19 protein-coding genes are annotated in these 14,406 nt (G+C 45.5%); 13 read left to right on the top strand and 6 right to left on the bottom strand.

Going from position 1 to position 14,406, the window contains the following annotated elements; all coding sequences use genetic code 11:
• Nucleotides 1-134 precede the first annotated feature (134 nt).
• From BKM01_RS00715 to BKM01_RS00685, 8 genes are all read left to right on the top strand, one after another.
• Nucleotides 135-515, top strand: coding sequence for a type IV pilin (locus tag BKM01_RS00715; protein ID WP_072360771.1), 381 nt, complete (start codon nucleotides 135-137; stop codon nucleotides 513-515).
• A complete protein-coding gene (locus BKM01_RS00710) occupies nucleotides 512-1,930 on the top strand; it encodes a hypothetical protein (protein WP_072360773.1) in 1,419 nt (472 codons plus the stop codon). The genes BKM01_RS00715 and BKM01_RS00710 overlap by 4 nt, the downstream gene beginning before the upstream one ends.
• Nucleotides 1,931-1,970: 40 nt before the next feature.
• Nucleotides 1,971-2,396, top strand: a complete 426-nt coding sequence (locus BKM01_RS00705; protein WP_072360775.1) for a peptidylprolyl isomerase — start codon at nucleotides 1,971-1,973, stop codon at nucleotides 2,394-2,396.
• A gap of 25 nt (nucleotides 2,397-2,421) precedes the next feature.
• A complete protein-coding gene (locus BKM01_RS10700; protein WP_157769601.1) occupies nucleotides 2,422-2,562 on the top strand; it encodes a hypothetical protein in 141 nt (46 codons plus the stop codon).
• 92 nt (nucleotides 2,563-2,654) lie between these two features.
• A complete protein-coding gene (locus BKM01_RS00700) occupies nucleotides 2,655-3,419 on the top strand; it encodes a DUF166 domain-containing protein (RefSeq protein WP_072360777.1) in 765 nt (254 codons plus the stop codon).
• Nucleotides 3,409-3,741, top strand: a complete 333-nt coding sequence (locus BKM01_RS00695; RefSeq protein WP_072360779.1) for a CGGC domain-containing protein — start codon at nucleotides 3,409-3,411, stop codon at nucleotides 3,739-3,741. Before BKM01_RS00700 ends, BKM01_RS00695 begins: the two co-directional genes overlap by 11 nt.
• Before the next feature lie 14 nt (nucleotides 3,742-3,755).
• Nucleotides 3,756-4,139 carry an ATP-binding protein gene (locus tag BKM01_RS00690; RefSeq protein ID WP_072360781.1) on the top strand — a complete coding sequence of 128 codons (384 nt, stop codon included), beginning with the start codon at nucleotides 3,756-3,758 and terminating at the stop codon, nucleotides 4,137-4,139.
• A gap of 10 nt (nucleotides 4,140-4,149) precedes the next feature.
• Nucleotides 4,150-5,112, top strand: coding sequence for a formylmethanofuran dehydrogenase (locus BKM01_RS00685; protein ID WP_072360783.1), 963 nt, complete (start codon nucleotides 4,150-4,152; stop codon nucleotides 5,110-5,112).
• Between the two features lie 137 nt (nucleotides 5,113-5,249).
• Here the strand turns inward: BKM01_RS00685 and BKM01_RS00680 are convergent, their stop codons facing one another.
• The 5 genes from BKM01_RS00680 to BKM01_RS00660 are packed head-to-tail and all read right to left on the bottom strand — an operon-like array spanning nucleotide 5,250 to nucleotide 8,485.
• On the bottom strand, nucleotides 5,250-5,540 hold the full coding sequence (locus BKM01_RS00680; protein WP_072360785.1) for a FeoC-like transcriptional regulator: 291 nt from the start codon (nucleotides 5,538-5,540) through the stop codon (nucleotides 5,250-5,252).
• Nucleotide 5,541: 1 nt separating this feature from the next.
• Nucleotides 5,542-5,994, bottom strand: a complete 453-nt coding sequence (locus tag BKM01_RS00675; RefSeq protein WP_072360787.1) for a hypothetical protein — start codon at nucleotides 5,992-5,994, stop codon at nucleotides 5,542-5,544.
• Between the two features lie 13 nt (nucleotides 5,995-6,007).
• Nucleotides 6,008-7,996, bottom strand: a complete 1,989-nt coding sequence (gene feoB / locus BKM01_RS00670; protein ID WP_072360789.1) for a ferrous iron transport protein B — start codon at nucleotides 7,994-7,996, stop codon at nucleotides 6,008-6,010.
• Complete coding sequence (locus tag BKM01_RS00665) at nucleotides 7,989-8,243, bottom strand: FeoA family protein (protein ID WP_072360791.1); 255 nt, start codon at nucleotides 8,241-8,243, stop codon at nucleotides 7,989-7,991. The genes feoB and BKM01_RS00665 overlap by 8 nt, the downstream gene beginning before the upstream one ends.
• Nucleotides 8,243-8,485 (bottom strand): FeoA family protein, encoded by a 243-nt coding sequence (locus tag BKM01_RS00660; RefSeq protein WP_072360793.1) that lies wholly within the window; start codon nucleotides 8,483-8,485, stop codon nucleotides 8,243-8,245. The genes BKM01_RS00665 and BKM01_RS00660 overlap by 1 nt, the downstream gene beginning before the upstream one ends.
• Before the next feature lie 138 nt (nucleotides 8,486-8,623).
• Between BKM01_RS00660 and BKM01_RS00655 the strand changes: the two genes are divergently transcribed.
• A complete protein-coding gene (locus tag BKM01_RS00655; RefSeq protein WP_072360795.1) occupies nucleotides 8,624-9,037 on the top strand; it encodes an HIT family protein in 414 nt (137 codons plus the stop codon).
• A 44-nt stretch (nucleotides 9,038-9,081) separates the two neighbouring features.
• Nucleotides 9,082-10,245: a S1C family serine protease gene (locus tag BKM01_RS00650; RefSeq protein WP_072360797.1), complete on the top strand. Its 1,164-nt coding sequence runs from the start codon at nucleotides 9,082-9,084 to the stop codon at nucleotides 10,243-10,245.
• Nucleotides 10,246-10,352: 107 nt separating this feature from the next.
• Here the strand turns inward: BKM01_RS00650 and BKM01_RS00645 are convergent, their stop codons facing one another.
• On the bottom strand, nucleotides 10,353-10,928 hold the full coding sequence (locus BKM01_RS00645; protein WP_072360839.1) for a flavodoxin family protein: 576 nt from the start codon (nucleotides 10,926-10,928) through the stop codon (nucleotides 10,353-10,355).
• A gap of 188 nt (nucleotides 10,929-11,116) precedes the next feature.
• Here BKM01_RS00645 and BKM01_RS00640 point away from each other — a divergent pair, with 188 nt between their 5' ends.
• The 3 genes from BKM01_RS00640 to BKM01_RS00630 are packed head-to-tail and all read left to right on the top strand — an operon-like array spanning nucleotide 11,117 to nucleotide 14,399.
• Complete coding sequence (locus tag BKM01_RS00640) at nucleotides 11,117-11,464, top strand: ArsR/SmtB family transcription factor (RefSeq protein WP_072360841.1); 348 nt, start codon at nucleotides 11,117-11,119, stop codon at nucleotides 11,462-11,464.
• The gene (locus tag BKM01_RS00635) at nucleotides 11,461-12,567 is read left to right on the top strand and encodes an SO_0444 family Cu/Zn efflux transporter (protein ID WP_072360799.1); all 1,107 of its coding nucleotides are present in this window, start codon (nucleotides 11,461-11,463) and stop codon (nucleotides 12,565-12,567) included. The genes BKM01_RS00640 and BKM01_RS00635 overlap by 4 nt, the downstream gene beginning before the upstream one ends.
• A gap of 53 nt (nucleotides 12,568-12,620) precedes the next feature.
• Nucleotides 12,621-14,399, top strand: a complete 1,779-nt coding sequence (locus tag BKM01_RS00630; RefSeq protein WP_233125698.1) for an adenosylcobalamin-dependent ribonucleoside-diphosphate reductase — start codon at nucleotides 12,621-12,623, stop codon at nucleotides 14,397-14,399.
• Nucleotides 14,400-14,406: the final 7 nt, after the last annotated feature.

The raw sequence follows: 14,406 nt of genomic DNA, 5'->3' as shown, positions 1-14,406 counted from the left end.
CCATTTTCTTTTTTTATTCCGGTTATTCTCTTCTAATTATTTCTCAAACCATGCAGTGCCTATTTTAATAGTATCTTTAAATATAATAGAGGACAACATTACTGTTACTGTATAATATTGCAGAGATGTTAATCATGCAGAGAGGGAGATGTTTGCAGGCCGATGAAAGCGGCGTATCGGATGTTGTGGGAACGGTGCTGATGATAACGATTACGGTGCTGATGGCAACGATCGTAGCGATTGCTATATTCAACCTCCAGCCTCCGATGGATATCCCCCACATCGATGTTGACATTGAACCAAACGGATCCAATGTAGATGTTGTGCACATGGGAGGCGAGCCGGTGGATGTTGAGGAACTCAAATTCATGGTACATGGCCAGGAAATTACAATTAATAATTCCTCTCCTCTCAACTCCAGCAATGAATGGTCCATAGGCACCACTATCACCCTTGACACAAATAATACAGATATTAACCTGATACACAAGCCTTCCCAGGGGCTGATCGAATGAAAAACCTGAATGAAGACACAGAGGCAGTCTCGATAGTTGTGGGGGCTATACTCCTCCTGGCTATCCTTGTAACGTTCATGTCAGTATTTACCTCCACCTGGGTCCCAATCTATGTCAGCGATGATGAAGCCGCACACAGTGAGCAGGTACACCATTCCATGCTGGAACTCAAAAAGCAGGCAGAAATCGCAAATAGCGTCCCAAATACGGTATCGATAGACCTGGGGACGGATGACCTGCCCTACATAAAGGACTCGAATTCCGTGGGTTATCTGGATCTTAATGAAAGTGCAGGCAAGTTACTGATAACTTCCACCATTGAAAGTGAGTATGTGCCTTCGAATATGTTGCCTTATTCTTTCGGAATTGCGGTTGAAGAGCTTGATACTAATGTGACAAATCCAATAACATCAATGCAATTTGAATTCCTGCAAGATCCATCAGAGTATACAGCCAACGACAAATTAGCTCAAAATTTTGACATTCATTTCAGGACAACAACTTACAATAGATGGATTCAGTTCAAAAATGCCGATGTTAATGATAAACATATTCGCATTTCTTTGAGTGGAGGATATCCTTCCGAAAAATGGATTAGCGAGGACATAAAACTCGATGGAACAGATGACTCTAAAATATACCTTAATAATGACCCACGTGTATTACACATTGATTGTTTAACAAAAGATACCAATTTAACCTTAAAAAAATCAAATCAACCCTTATTGATTAACGGTACAAATTATAATATCAGTGATTCCGCTCCCCTTTATGACCTAATACAGCATTACATGAAACTTGGAGGAAATTATCTCTTTGATTACGTAAATTATGATGGTGTTGCTGAATCCTCACAAATTTTTGAGTATCAGACCACAAATCGGACAACAAATGTAACCTATGTAAACAACACACGTATAATCACCATGAACAATTCCGAAATTAGCAAAGGTACTCTTAAGATGGAATCTGACTACAATTTCATGGTGGACCAGCAGTATATCTATGATAGTGGAGCCCTCATACTTCAGCAGAAAGACGGGGTTGTATTCAAGACGCAGCCACCCATACAGGTATCAAATCGTTCGGGTGATGTTGGCCTTTCAATTAATACAATTCTTCTCAAAGGAGATATTGAAAGAAGGGGTAATGATATGGAAAACCTCTACATAACGGCAAATTCTGTTGAAACTATAAACGGTTATACAGAAAACGTAACCATCACAAAATATCCAACAGAAGACACCTGGGACCTCTGGTATAATTATTTCAGGGAAATGGAAGATGAAATCCAGGATGTCGGACCGACTTCCGTCACATTCAATAACACCAGCGAGTATGTCCGGCTGAACATTGAAGATTCGAGTCCCGGAATTTATCTTTCAATGAAGTCCAGCGAAATAACTATAAACTGATCATTCAAATCTCAAGATGAAATTAAAACGGAGTTGCAAAATGAAAAAAGCCATTATCGAGACAGACAAGGGAGATATTATCCTTGAATTATTTGAAAATGATGCACCCCGCACGGTTGCCAATTTTGAAAAACTTATCAAGCAGGGATTCTATAATGGCCTGGACTTTCACAGGGTTATCCCTGATTTTGTGATACAGGGAGGATGCCCCAAGGGCGATGGAACAGGTGGGCCGGGTTACACGATCAAATGTGAGATCAATCCACGAAAACACACAAAAGGTGCCCTGTCAATGGCCCACGCAGGCAAGGATACCGGAGGAAGCCAGTTCTTCATAACCCATTCCCCTCAATCCCACCTGGACGGTATGCACACGGTTTTTGGAAAGGTCATCGAGGGAATGGATGTCGTATATAAAATCAAACCAGGCGATGTAATGAACCGCCTGCGTGTAGTGGAAGAATGAAAACAATAGGTGGTATGGTGGTGGAATGGATTTTATATTCAAAATCGGCAAATCTGTCGGGTTTTTCTTTTGCAAAATGAAAAAACTGATCCTGCTGGCAATACTGATCCTGATTCTCCTTTACATAATCAAGATTGCCTGGCTTCCTGAACTGGGTGGTATCTGAATAGATACTCCCTTATTTATATACCAGTATTACTAATATACCTGGTATAGAAATTATATCTAGGAGGTCGTACCTTAGCAGATACGCAACCAATAAGAATAAGTGTCCTGTACAGCGGGGAATTCGGGAAAAAGGTGCTGGGCAATCTCATAAATTCTGATCAGTTCTGCACATCCTGTGGGGAAGCCTGCGATCACTGTCGACAGGGACGCAAATCATATTCAGGGTTCCTTACAGAAATCCATGAATTGCCTGCAGATCTGCCTGAATTTGTGGAAGAGCCGGAAGAATACCTGCCTGCTGACCTGAAACCCTGTGACCTGCTCCTTGCAATGGATCTGCATCCTGACCTGTTTGCTGGCCTGCCCACAGTTGCGAAAAAAGCACATGCAAAAGGCGTGATTGCACCTGTTGAGAATCCTAAACTTGCCCCGGCAGGCCTTGTCCGCCAGGTTGCAGAAAAACTTCAGAATGAGGGAATCGAATATACTTTCCCCAAGCCTTTTTGCAGCCTTGAGAAAACAGGCCAACCTGTAATAGACAGATTTGTTGAAATGGGATTTGGGAAACCCAAAATTGAAATAATACTTGATAATGAGGAAATCACAACCGCACGGGTAATCAGGGATGCTCCCTGCGGATGCACATGGTTTGTTGCCCGCAAACTTGTCTATACCGAAGCTGCAGATTTCAAGGAAACTGTTTCCTCTGCCCATCATGCCTATCCCTGTACTGCAAGTATGGATAATGATCCTGAGATCGGGGATACCATATTGCACAAAGCAGGCTATATTGTCCGGGAAAGTGTGGACTCTGCACTGGATAATGCACAAAAGGAGAATGCAAATGCCAGATAACAAGAAAATAGCAGTAGTTCGCTGTGCTATTGTTGCAGAAACCTGCCCGGGAATAGGATGTTTCAGGGCATTCAATGAAAAAACAGTTGCTTTTAGTGATTACGATGAAAATACAGAAATGACCGCATTTTTCACATGCGGCGGATGCGCGGGAAGAAGGGTGTTCAGGCTTGCCCGGTCCCTGAAAAAACACGGAGTAGAAACAGTACATCTCAGTTCCTGTATGCAGATGGAAATTTATCCGGAATGTCCTCATGTGGATTCAATAAGGCAGACACTGGAAAATGCAGGAATTGAAGTTGTTGAAGGTACACATCATTAACGGAAGGATTGAAAATGGTAAATCGGATGATAGTCAAAATAGACGAGGAAAAATGCAATGGTTGTGGAAAATGTGTCAGCCCCTGTGCCGAGGGTGCCATCCAGATAATAGATGGTAAGGCTAAAGTCGTATCTGAAGAACTGTGCGATGGCATGGGATTCTGTATCGGAGTCTGTCCACAGGATGCAATATCAATTGAAGAAAGGCAGACAATGGATTTCAATCCACAGGCAGTCAAGGAAATGCAGGAGAAAAAAGAAAAAGGCAACGAAGCCGGGTCAATACACTGCTTTAAGTGTGACAGGGATGAAAACGAGAGATACCTGATGCCCCTGAGACATGGAAAAGAAAGCATCTGGGTCTGTACCCGCTGTCTGCCTGCACTCATTCATGGTTAAAGGTGGAAACATGATCACGATCGAACTATCAAATCCGCCGGACAACCTCTGTGATTATACTTACAACTTTTGCTGGAATAGTGATTTCAACCCGGACTCTCTCATCCCCTACCAGCAAGGCACAGAGTACACATACAGGGAAATGGTCGATCATCTCAAAAAAAAAGATACTGTACAGATTATAGGTGATGTCGGAAAAAGGCTTGCACAGGGCATGGGCACCAGCATATCCCATCTTGGAGGCAGCGGGAAGATAGAAAATGCCGGCAACATCATAATAGACGGTGATGTTGGAGCTGAAGCAGGGATGGGAATGGTAGCCGGCAACCTATACATAAAGGGCAACATTGGGGAACCCATGGGAAATATGGTGGAAGTGCAATCCGATAGGGAAGGATATCGCAAATTCGTGTCAATAACGGAATTGGTCTGCAAGGAATTGCAGCAAAAACTTCTGCGAAACAAACTGGAAGGAAATAATCTCCTGCTCAATGATGGAATCCTGCGCAATACCCTGGCAGCCCGTTGCAACTGTGAATCCAGCATAACAGTAGAAGGAAATACAGGCAACGGAAGCGGATTACTAATGGAAAGAGGAATGTTGCTGATCAAAGGGGATAGCGGCATGAATACTGCAGCCCACCTCAATGGTGGAACAGTTTACGTAGAGGGTAAATGTGAAGCCTTTGCCGGTGCATACATGAAAAACGGAATACTGCTGGCAGAGGATGCAGGCAGCCATGTCGGGACGGACATGAAAGGCGGGACCATATATTCAAAGAAAAAGGCCAATATTGACCCACCTGCAAAAAAAGGGAAAATCGGCCGCGAAGATATACGCACAATAAGGAAACTCACAGATGCCGGCAGATTCGAGGTTTTGCGTTACAATAAATATGAAGCCGGGGAAGAAGGCAAATATATAACGATCAAGATGCGTGACGGATCCCTGGTCAGAAGGCCTGTGGATTGATACTTTTCTCCAATTGACCTGAATAAAAAAGATGAATGATCCGACCGGAAACTCGTTTGCCAAACGGAGATATGGTGTTGTTGCAAAAAGGGAGTGATATCATACCATTTGGCTTCCGGGCGGACCAATCAAAGTAATCATGTACTGCATACCCTCCGACCTTTATCGGTAAGCTGGTATGTAGTACCATAGGAAATCCCACTATTACAGCATCCACAGGATTTACAGGTGCCACAGGAAAGAAGATCGGGGCTGGCATTGGCATCCCCAATTTTGCTTACATGCCCCATATTCTCCATTACCTCCAGCATGCCCCTCAGCTGCCGTGTATTCATATTCATTCCTGCAGACAGGGCATTGAAGGAGATGCTGCCCCTTTGATCCATTTCTGCCATTTTTTTCAATACATACTTGTATCCCAGAACCATCTTAAAATCCTCCCTGATTTACCGGTTTAAACCTGTTTTTCCAGACAGCATATACAACCCCGGATAAAATGCCCAGATACAATGCTGGTTTGAAACTGTCAACAAATGTCCATTCTTCGTAACCTTCCATGGCAAGTATATAGGCATTGATAAGATCTGCTACCATACTCAGGAAATACAGAATGCCGAATACCAGGCAGAGCAGTATCCCTACATAAGCATAGGCAGACCCTTCAAATGAGTCCTTTGAAAACTCAAAGATTGCAACGAAAAATACTGCACCGATTACCACAAGCACAAGACCCCCGGCCAGCTCAGCAGGTAGCAGACTGGAGGATAAAAAGGAAACTGGCAAAAGCCCCACTCCCTTGCCAACCTGAATCAGACCTGCGACCACATACAGTATTCCCCACAAAAGGGAAAAGAACTTCAAACCACTGTAATTTCTTTCCATCAAATACACCTCATTAAAGAACCAAATTTGCGACAAGAACTGTCACCAGTGCCAGTACCCAGGCCACTGCTGTTGAATATGCCGCCTGGAAAAACATCCATTTCCATGAACCCGTTTCCTTCTTTATAACTGCAACAGCTCCTATACAGGGCACATAGAGCAGAGTGAATACCATTAGACCCAGAGCTATTGCAGGAGTGAAACCCGGATCTGACATGAGAGCGGAGGACAATGCTTCGCCTCCCCCGGTACCGTACAGGGTTCCCAGGGAACCAACTACAATTTCCTTTGCGACAAACCCGAAGACCAGTGCAACGGCTATCTTCCAGTCAAAGCCAAGTGGGGCTACTAGAGGCTCAATCAATTTACCCAGCGAACCTATCAGACTCCCAGCACTGCCATATTCAGCGCCTTGCGGGAAATAGGCAAGCATCCAGATCAGCACAACTCCTGTGATAATTACTGTCCCGACCTTCCTGAGGTAAAGGTAGCCCTCATTCCACATATGCCGCAGGGAATCCTTCAATAAAGGTTTGGTATACGGAGGAAGTTCCATTATAAAGGGAGAAGGTTTACCCCTGGCAAGAAATATCCTGAAAAGTTTGGCCGAAACAATAGCCACAAGTATTCCCAGTACATACAGGCCGAAGATTACCGAACCTGCCTGCCTGCCGAAAAATGTTCCCGCAAGCAGGATGTAAACAGGCAACCTGGCACCACAGGACATGAAAGGTGTGACCATCATTGTGATTAACCTGTCCTTTTCATCCTCCAGTGTACGGGTTGCCATAATAGCCGGAACTGAACAGCCAAAACCCATGAGCATCGGAATGAAGGATTTACCCTGCAGCCCCATTGTATACATGAGTTTGTCCATAATGAATGCCGCACGTGCCATGTAGCCACTGCTTTCAAACAGGGCGATGACGAAGAACAGGATGAAAATATTGGGCACAAAAAGCAGCACAGAACCTACACCGGCGATGATACCATCACCCAGAAGGGAAGCAAGCCAGGCGGTTTCAATGTTAGAGGCAACCGCTGCTGCCAGCCACCCGAAGAACATGTCGATCAGTTCCATGAAAGGAGTGGCAAAAGCAAAGGTCAGCTCGAACATGCCCCACATAAGTATCAGGAATATGGGAATACCCAGATACTTGTTAGTGACTACTTTATCAACCATATCCGAGGGGGATACTTCTTCAGCACAGGTTGTACAAACCTGAGGCATCAGGGTACTTATAAACTGATACCTCTTGTCAGCCATCTCGACTTCGTATTCCTCATTGTCGATAGCCGACAGGAAATCCTGTACTTTTCCTTTAATGCTTTCTGAAGATAATTTTTTAATGACATCCTCATCACCTTCTAGCAATTTTAAAGCTATCCAGCGAGGGGGATAGTGTTTGAATACTTCCGGGTCATCTTTAATTATTTCCTCCAGCGCATAGATCTTCTCTTCCACCATGCCACCATAACCGATTTCATGAGGCAGGGGTATGTTCTGCTCTTTTTTTGCCACGATAGAATCAAGAAGTGCATCTATTCCTTTGCCTTCACCTGCAACAGTTTTAATAGCGGAAACACCAAGAAGGCTTTCCAGCCTCTGGATATCAATAAAATCGCCGCGCCTTTCAGCACGATCTGACATGTTCAAGGCAAGGATCAGATTGGTGCCCATTTCAAGCAATTGTGTCGTGAGATAAAGATTCCTTTCCAAATTTGTGGAATCCAGCACCTGTACAACAACATCAGGTTTTTCTTCAAGGATATAATCCCTGGCAACCACCTCATCTGCTGAATAAGCCGTTAAACTGTAAGTGCCCGGCAAGTCTATTATTTCCAGGACATGCCCGTTATGATTCTTTGTTCCTACCTTTTTTTCCACAGTAACGCCGGGCCAGTTACCCACCTTCTGGCGTGACCCTGTAAGGGCATTGAATATCGTGGTTTTTCCCACATTGGGGTTACCTGCCACTGCAACTTTTATTTTTTCAGCCAATCTGGGCACCCCCTTCACATACAGGTTCAACCATAATTTTGGTAGCCATACCCCTGCCCAAAGCAAAACGTGTACCATTGACCGATACAAGGAGGCAACCCCTACTGCATCCAATGGGCTGGATGATGGAATTATGGGTCAGGCCCAGTTCCACAAGCCTTCTTTTCAATCCTCTACCGGCACACACATCACAAATTCGGCATGTTTGTCCTGGAGGGGACATTGTAAGAGGCATTCGTGATGTCATTACATACCTCCCAGAACCTCAACGACAACCATCTGTGCCTCTTGTTTGCGCAGGGAAAGGTTGTAGCCTTTCAACTTGAAATCCACCGGGTCGCCCATCGGGGCTCTTTTGGTCACACTAAGACCAACACCAGGCACCATTCCCATTTCAAGCAGGCGCCGCCTGGAAGGACCTTTGCCCTTTACCTGGATTACACGGGCATTCTGGCCCACGTCCAATAGATCCAATGTTTTTTCAGTCATTTTTTAAAACACCTAATGTTAGGCTTACCTAATTTATACATTTACTACAACAATGTATAATATAAATTTTTGGGTAGCCAAAAACAACAGGCCAATAAATATAAAACAGGAACGAAGACATATCAAAAGGTGAAAAACATGGATTGTTTATTCTGCAGAATAATATCAGGAGAAGTTCCCTCACATAAAGTTTATGAAGACGAACATTCCTATGCATTTCTGGACATCTATCCCACATCCAGAGGACACACCGTTGTCCTGCCAAAGGAACACATAGCAAGTTTCCTGGAAATGAGTGAGGAAAAGACAGCCGAATTATTCGCTTCTGTCAACAGGATCGCTAAAAAAGTCATTGCAGTTACTGATGCACCGGGAGTTAATATTGGGATCAACAATGGCCTGGTCGCCGGGCAAACTGTACCTCATGTCCATGTGCATATAATTCCTCGTTATGAAAATGACGGCGGAGGATCGATGCATACCATTGTGGATTCCAACCCAGACAGGGAGGAACTCGAAGACCTCGCAGCCAGCATATTTTCCAGATTTTGAAAAAGAAAGAGAAAAGGAAATAAACAAGCCCAACAGTATATCTTATGATGCAATTCTCAACTTCGCTGCTTAAAGAGGAAAGGGGCAGTACACTACCCTTGATAGCAATATTGTTCCTCCTGATTGGTTTTGTTCTCGGGATCAGCCTGACAACTGTGCTTTATGATGATGGGAGTCTGGAAAACACACAAATTAATGATCCTGAAAGTGGTGTTACCGGCATAATCAATATCAATGGCACCGCTGGTGAGACCTATGAAGAACTTTACAAACTTGTTTTTGACTCGGTTGTATCCATAAGGACTGAAGGGGAAATCGACGGAGACCAATTCAGAAGTGGCGGATCGGGGTTTCTTTATGATGCAGAAGGCCATATCATAACGAACCAGCATGTCGTGGAAAATGCTGATTCCGTAGAAGTATATTTCAGCAACGGGGTTGCAATGGATGCTGAGATCACGGGCACTGACATATATTCTGATATTGCGGTATTAAAGGTCGATGAAGTCCCCTGTGATGAAAACTGCCAACCCTATCCCCTGCCAATGGCCAACTCATCAATAATCAATCCTGCTCAGATGGTTATGGCAATAGGTACTCCTTTTGGGCTTGAGGGAAGTGTAACACATGGAATCGTCAGTGCCACGGGCAGGACAATGCCCACAACAAACGGATTTTCCATCCCCAATGTTATACAGACCGATGCACCGTTAAACCCGGGAAATTCAGGAGGGCCGCTTATTGACCTCTCAGGGGAAGTGATCGGGGTCAACCGTGCACGTAGCGGAGATAATCTGGGTTTTGCTATACCTTCCAATAAAGCCCGGATGGTTGCCGATGCCATAATAGAAAAAGGAGAATATGAACATTCCTGGATCGGTATACAGATGCTCCCTGTAAGTCCCAGGGCAGCAGATTTCATGGACCTTAATGATGAGGCAGCCAGAGGAGTAATGGTCGTGGTTGTAGTGGAAGACGGACCTGCCGAGGATGCCGGGCTGAAAAGTGGCGAAGAGGTAAGGATCAATGATGAAAGAATCTTCATCAACGGGGATATTATTGTAGGAGTAGACGGAGTTGAAGTCTTCAACAGTGACCAGATCATAGCCCATATCAGTGAAAAACAGCCGGGTGACGAGATCGAACTTGAGTATTACAGGGATGGGGAAAAAATGACAACACAACTGGAACTTGGTGTGCGCCCGTAATGAATTGTCCAAATATACTTGATGAGACTGGAAAATAAGAGAGTTTACGGACACGCATTTTCATACGCGGGAAAAACGTATCCACAAAAAAGGAAACAAATGGCTACTCAGCCATTGATCTTTTTCATAAGCCAGGCCATATTCTGGCCCAGGTTTTGCATCGTCTGCATTCCTTCTGTATCAGACTCTACATCGCCGGGAGCAAGTCCCATTCCTATATTCCAGTAGCTTGAACCCGGTACGACCATCTGGGAGATCAAGAAAAAGTGGTTAATGGAATCAAATGCGTGAAGAGCGCCTGCTCTCCTGACAGATACAACCGCTGCTGCTACCTTATGTTTGAAAAGTTCATCATTTGCTTTGCCTACAAAACCCGCCCTGTCAATCAGGGCTTTTGTTTCCGTAGTCAGATCGGCAAAGTATGTAGGGCTTGCAATAATTATGCCATCAGCCTCAATCATCTTCCCGATACATTCATTGATCAGATCACTGGATATGACACATCGGCGATCCTTGTTCTCAAAACACTTCATGCAGGCAGTACATCCCATTACAGGGATGCCTCCCAGCTGAATCAGTTCGGTCTCAATTCCTTGCTTTTCGAGTTCTGAAAATACATTTTTGACAAGCTTTGCGGTGTTCCCGTCTTTCCTGGGACTTCCATTGAATGCTACAACCTTCATTTTAGTACCTTCCATTTGTCTTTAGACAACATATTTCCAATAATTGCATTATCCACTCACCTATATAACAACTATACTACTATTCACCCGAATCATTTAGATAAGTAATGGAGAAAGAAGATTTTACAGTTCATTTTCCATGCCACAGAGAAACAGATTCATATACATGAAGGATTGATCATATGTTCATGGATGATTTGCCTTGCAAACGTGTGGATAAGAACCAGATTGAAAAACTCACAATTCCCCCACCTGAAACAATTACCCGCATGTCTGCCATATTTCAGGCACTGCAATCATCTGCACGCCTGAATATCCTGTTCTTACTCAAAGACAGGGATATGTGTGTATGTGAACTCAGTGAAGCACTTGAAGCCTCACAGTCTGCAATATCCCATAATATGCGGATACTGCGCCAGCTAGACCTTGTGAGGGTCAGGAAAGAGGGGCGGTTTGCAGTCTACTACATTGCAGATGAGCATGTCAGACTGCTGATAGAAACGTGCAGACAGCATATTATCGAGGAATACCGATGAGTATTGCACAAAGTTTCATGGAAATTCTGGCAGGAATAATACAGGAGACCTGGTACCTTTTCGAAGAGGCTGCACCCTATCTTTTCCTCGGCTTTGGGATTGCAGGACTGCTGGAACTTGTGGTTTCCAATGAGAAGATTATCGGGCATCTTGGCAGCGGGGCCGGGAAATTCAGTTCGGTTCTCAAAGCTTCTATTGCCGGTATTCCCCTGCCCCTATGTTCCTGTGGCGTGATACCTGCGGCAATGTCCCTGAAAAAAAGAGGGGCAAACAATGGTGCCACCCTGTCCTTTTTGATATCGACCCCCCAGACCGGAGCTGATTCTATCGCAATCACCTATGCCCTGCTTGATCCCATTATGACGGTATTCCGACCTGTTGCTACCTTCATAACCGCGGTGGGAGCAGGAATTACAAGCAATATTATGGAAAAGGACGTGACAAATACGCTCTCAAATCCCATTATGCTTTCAAAAAAGGAAGATGTAACAAATCCGGGTTGTGATTGCGATGGAGATGATTGCGGTCAAGCAGGCCTGAAAGAGCGAGCCATTGATGCCATAAAATATGCTTACGTGGAACTGCTGGGAGATATTGCAAAGTGGCTCATTGTGGGGCTGCTGATAGCAGGAGTGATTTCCTATATTGTCCCGGAGGAAATTGTGGGAGGCTACCTTGGAGGCGGGATTGGTTCGATGATCCTGATGCTGTTTGTAGGAATCCCGCTCTACATCTGCGCCACCGCCTCCACACCCCTGGCAGCCGCCCTTATCGCCAAAGGGATGAGCCCGGGTACCGCGTTTGTGTTCCTGCTTGCAGGACCGGCCACCAATGCTGCGACCATTACAATGGTTACGAAATTTTTGGGGAAAAAGGCTGTTACCATTTATCTTGCAATGATAGCCCTCTTTGCGCTTATATTTGGGATATTGCTCGACCTCATATACGTTAGATTGGGAATTGAGGCAACGGCCATTGCGGGAAGTGCAAGTGACCTGCTGCCTGCAGAAGTGAAAACTTTCTTTGCGTTGCTCCTGGCAATAATGATCACCTATTCCCTGATACAGAGAAGGGAAAGTAATGAATGCCAGGATTGTGCATGAAAAGGCGAGGTAATTATAAAGCATCTTAACCCAATCTTAAAATGGGGTTTTGTATGGATAAAGAGGATAACACGATCGAATCCAAATTGTCCGCCAATGGAAAAACGTTGCTGGAAAAGCGCTACCTTTTAAGGGATGCAAAGGGCAAAATCGCAGAAGAGCCCAACGAGTTGTTCCGCAGGGTTGCAAAGGCTATTGCCGGAGTTGACAGCACCTACGGATACAGTGTGGATAAAACTGAAGATGATTTTTATCAGGTAATGGCAGATCTGGAGTTCCTTCCCAATTCCCCAACCCTCATGAACGCGGGCACCGAGCTGGGGCAATTGAGTGCGTGTTTTGTGTTGCCTGTGGAAGATTCCCTGAAAAGTATCTTCAAATCCCTGCAGGATATGAGCCTCATCCACCAATCCGGCGGCGGCACAGGATTCTCCTTTTCAGACCTGCGACCGGAGGGAGACCCTGTGCGCTCCACAGAAGGCGTGGCTTCCGGGCCCCTTTCCTTTATGACGATCTTTGATAAGGCAACGGATGTGATCAAGCAGGGCGGCAGGCGCAGGGGAGCCAATATGGGGGTGCTGAGAGTTGACCATCCGGATATTTTCAAGTTCATCGGGGCCAAGAAAAAGGAGGATATGCTGCGCAATTTCAATCTCTCGGTGGGCGTGACGGATGAATTTATGGAGGCTGTCAGCCAGGACAGGGATTATGCCCTTGTAAATCCCCGAACCGGTAAAGTTAAGAAGAGATTAAAGGCACGGGATATGTTTGACCGGATAGTGACGTGTGCCTGCCAGACCGGAGATCCTGGCCTGCTTTTCCTGGATGAGATCAACCGCAAACATCCCATGAGTGCAATCGGCACAATCGAGAGTACAAATCCCTGCGGAGAGGTGCCTCTTTTGCCCTATGAATCCTGCAACCTCGGCTCGATCAACCTGGCGCTGATGGTTAAGGAAGGGGCAATCGACTGGCAGAAATTGAAGGAAACGGTCGATACAGGAGTGCATTTCCTGGATAATGTGATCGATGCCAACAAATATCCCCTCCCGGAAATCGAGCAGAGGACAAAACAAAACCGCAAGATCGGCCTGGGTGTCATGGGATTTGCCGCCATGCTGGCACGCCTGGGGATTGCCTATGATTGTGAGGAAGGAATTGCGACAGCTGAAGAAGTAATGAAGTTCATCCGGGAAGAAGCCGTGCAAAAATCTGTGGAACTAGGTGAGCAGCGGGGCAGTTTCCCGAATTTCCACAGGAGTACTCTTGCAAAAGATTATCCTGCAATGCGCAATGCAACGGTGAATACCGTGGCCCCCACAGGCAGCCTGAGCATAATTGCAAATACCACTTCAGGAATTGAACCGATGTTCGCCCTCACCTACCAGCGCAATGTGATGGGAACCCGGCTGACAGAGATCGATCCTGTTTTTGAGGAGATGGCAAGAAAACACGGGTTCTACAGCAAACATCTGATGGAGGAAATCGCCGAAACCGGCTCCCTCCAGAACATCCTGAATATCCCCAAAGAGACCAGACGGGTCTTTGCCACCGCCCTGGAGATTAAACCCCAATGGCATGTGAGGATGCAGGCCGCTTTCCAGAAGCATGTGGATAATGCCGTTGCCAAGACCGTGAACCTGCCCCATGAGGCTACGGAGGAGGATTTCCGGGAGATCTACATGCTGGCCTACCGGTTGAAGTGTAAGGGAATTGCTGCTTACCGTTATGGAAGCAAGGCAGAACAGGTGCTGGAGATCGGGGGGACCGGGGAGAAAAGGGATGACAGCACTGCAACAGTAAAGGCCTGTGCGAAAAATGGATGTGAGTGAGGCAAAT

It is taken from the genome of Methanohalophilus portucalensis (assembly GCF_002761295.1).
Classification (GTDB): domain Archaea; phylum Halobacteriota; class Methanosarcinia; order Methanosarcinales; family Methanosarcinaceae; genus Methanohalophilus; species Methanohalophilus portucalensis.
This window is presented reverse-complemented; position numbering and strand designations above follow the sequence as displayed.

Excerpts from the sequence above, each read along its gene's own strand:
- BKM01_RS00645 (WP_072360839.1), bottom strand. The coding sequence starts at position 10,928 with ATGAAGGTTGTAGCATTCAATGGAAGTCCCAGGAAAGACGGGAACACC.
- BKM01_RS10700 (WP_157769601.1), top strand. The coding sequence starts at position 2,422 with ATGGATTTTATATTCAAAATCGGCAAATCTGTCGGGTTTTTCTTTTGC.
- BKM01_RS00675 (WP_072360787.1), bottom strand. The coding sequence starts at position 5,994 with ATGGAAAGAAATTACAGTGGTTTGAAGTTCTTTTCCCTTTTGTGGGGA.
- BKM01_RS00710 (WP_072360773.1), top strand. The coding sequence starts at position 512 with ATGAAAAACCTGAATGAAGACACAGAGGCAGTCTCGATAGTTGTGGGG.
- BKM01_RS00640 (WP_072360841.1), top strand. The coding sequence starts at position 11,117 with ATGGATGATTTGCCTTGCAAACGTGTGGATAAGAACCAGATTGAAAAA.
- BKM01_RS00630 (WP_233125698.1), top strand. The coding sequence starts at position 12,621 with ATGGATAAAGAGGATAACACGATCGAATCCAAATTGTCCGCCAATGGA.
- BKM01_RS00650 (WP_072360797.1), top strand. The coding sequence starts at position 9,082 with ATGATGCAATTCTCAACTTCGCTGCTTAAAGAGGAAAGGGGCAGTACA.
- BKM01_RS00655 (WP_072360795.1), top strand. The coding sequence starts at position 8,624 with ATGGATTGTTTATTCTGCAGAATAATATCAGGAGAAGTTCCCTCACAT.
- BKM01_RS00705 (WP_072360775.1), top strand. The coding sequence starts at position 1,971 with ATGAAAAAAGCCATTATCGAGACAGACAAGGGAGATATTATCCTTGAA.
- BKM01_RS00680 (WP_072360785.1), bottom strand. The coding sequence starts at position 5,540 with ATGGTTCTGGGATACAAGTATGTATTGAAAAAAATGGCAGAAATGGAT.
- BKM01_RS00715 (WP_072360771.1), top strand. The coding sequence starts at position 135 with ATGCAGAGAGGGAGATGTTTGCAGGCCGATGAAAGCGGCGTATCGGAT.
- BKM01_RS00690 (WP_072360781.1), top strand. The coding sequence starts at position 3,756 with ATGGTAAATCGGATGATAGTCAAAATAGACGAGGAAAAATGCAATGGT.
- BKM01_RS00665 (WP_072360791.1), bottom strand. The coding sequence starts at position 8,243 with ATGACATCACGAATGCCTCTTACAATGTCCCCTCCAGGACAAACATGC.
- BKM01_RS00635 (WP_072360799.1), top strand. The coding sequence starts at position 11,461 with ATGAGTATTGCACAAAGTTTCATGGAAATTCTGGCAGGAATAATACAG.
- BKM01_RS00685 (WP_072360783.1), top strand. The coding sequence starts at position 4,150 with ATGATCACGATCGAACTATCAAATCCGCCGGACAACCTCTGTGATTAT.
- BKM01_RS00660 (WP_072360793.1), bottom strand. The coding sequence starts at position 8,485 with ATGACTGAAAAAACATTGGATCTATTGGACGTGGGCCAGAATGCCCGT.
- BKM01_RS00695 (WP_072360779.1), top strand. The coding sequence starts at position 3,409 with ATGCCAGATAACAAGAAAATAGCAGTAGTTCGCTGTGCTATTGTTGCA.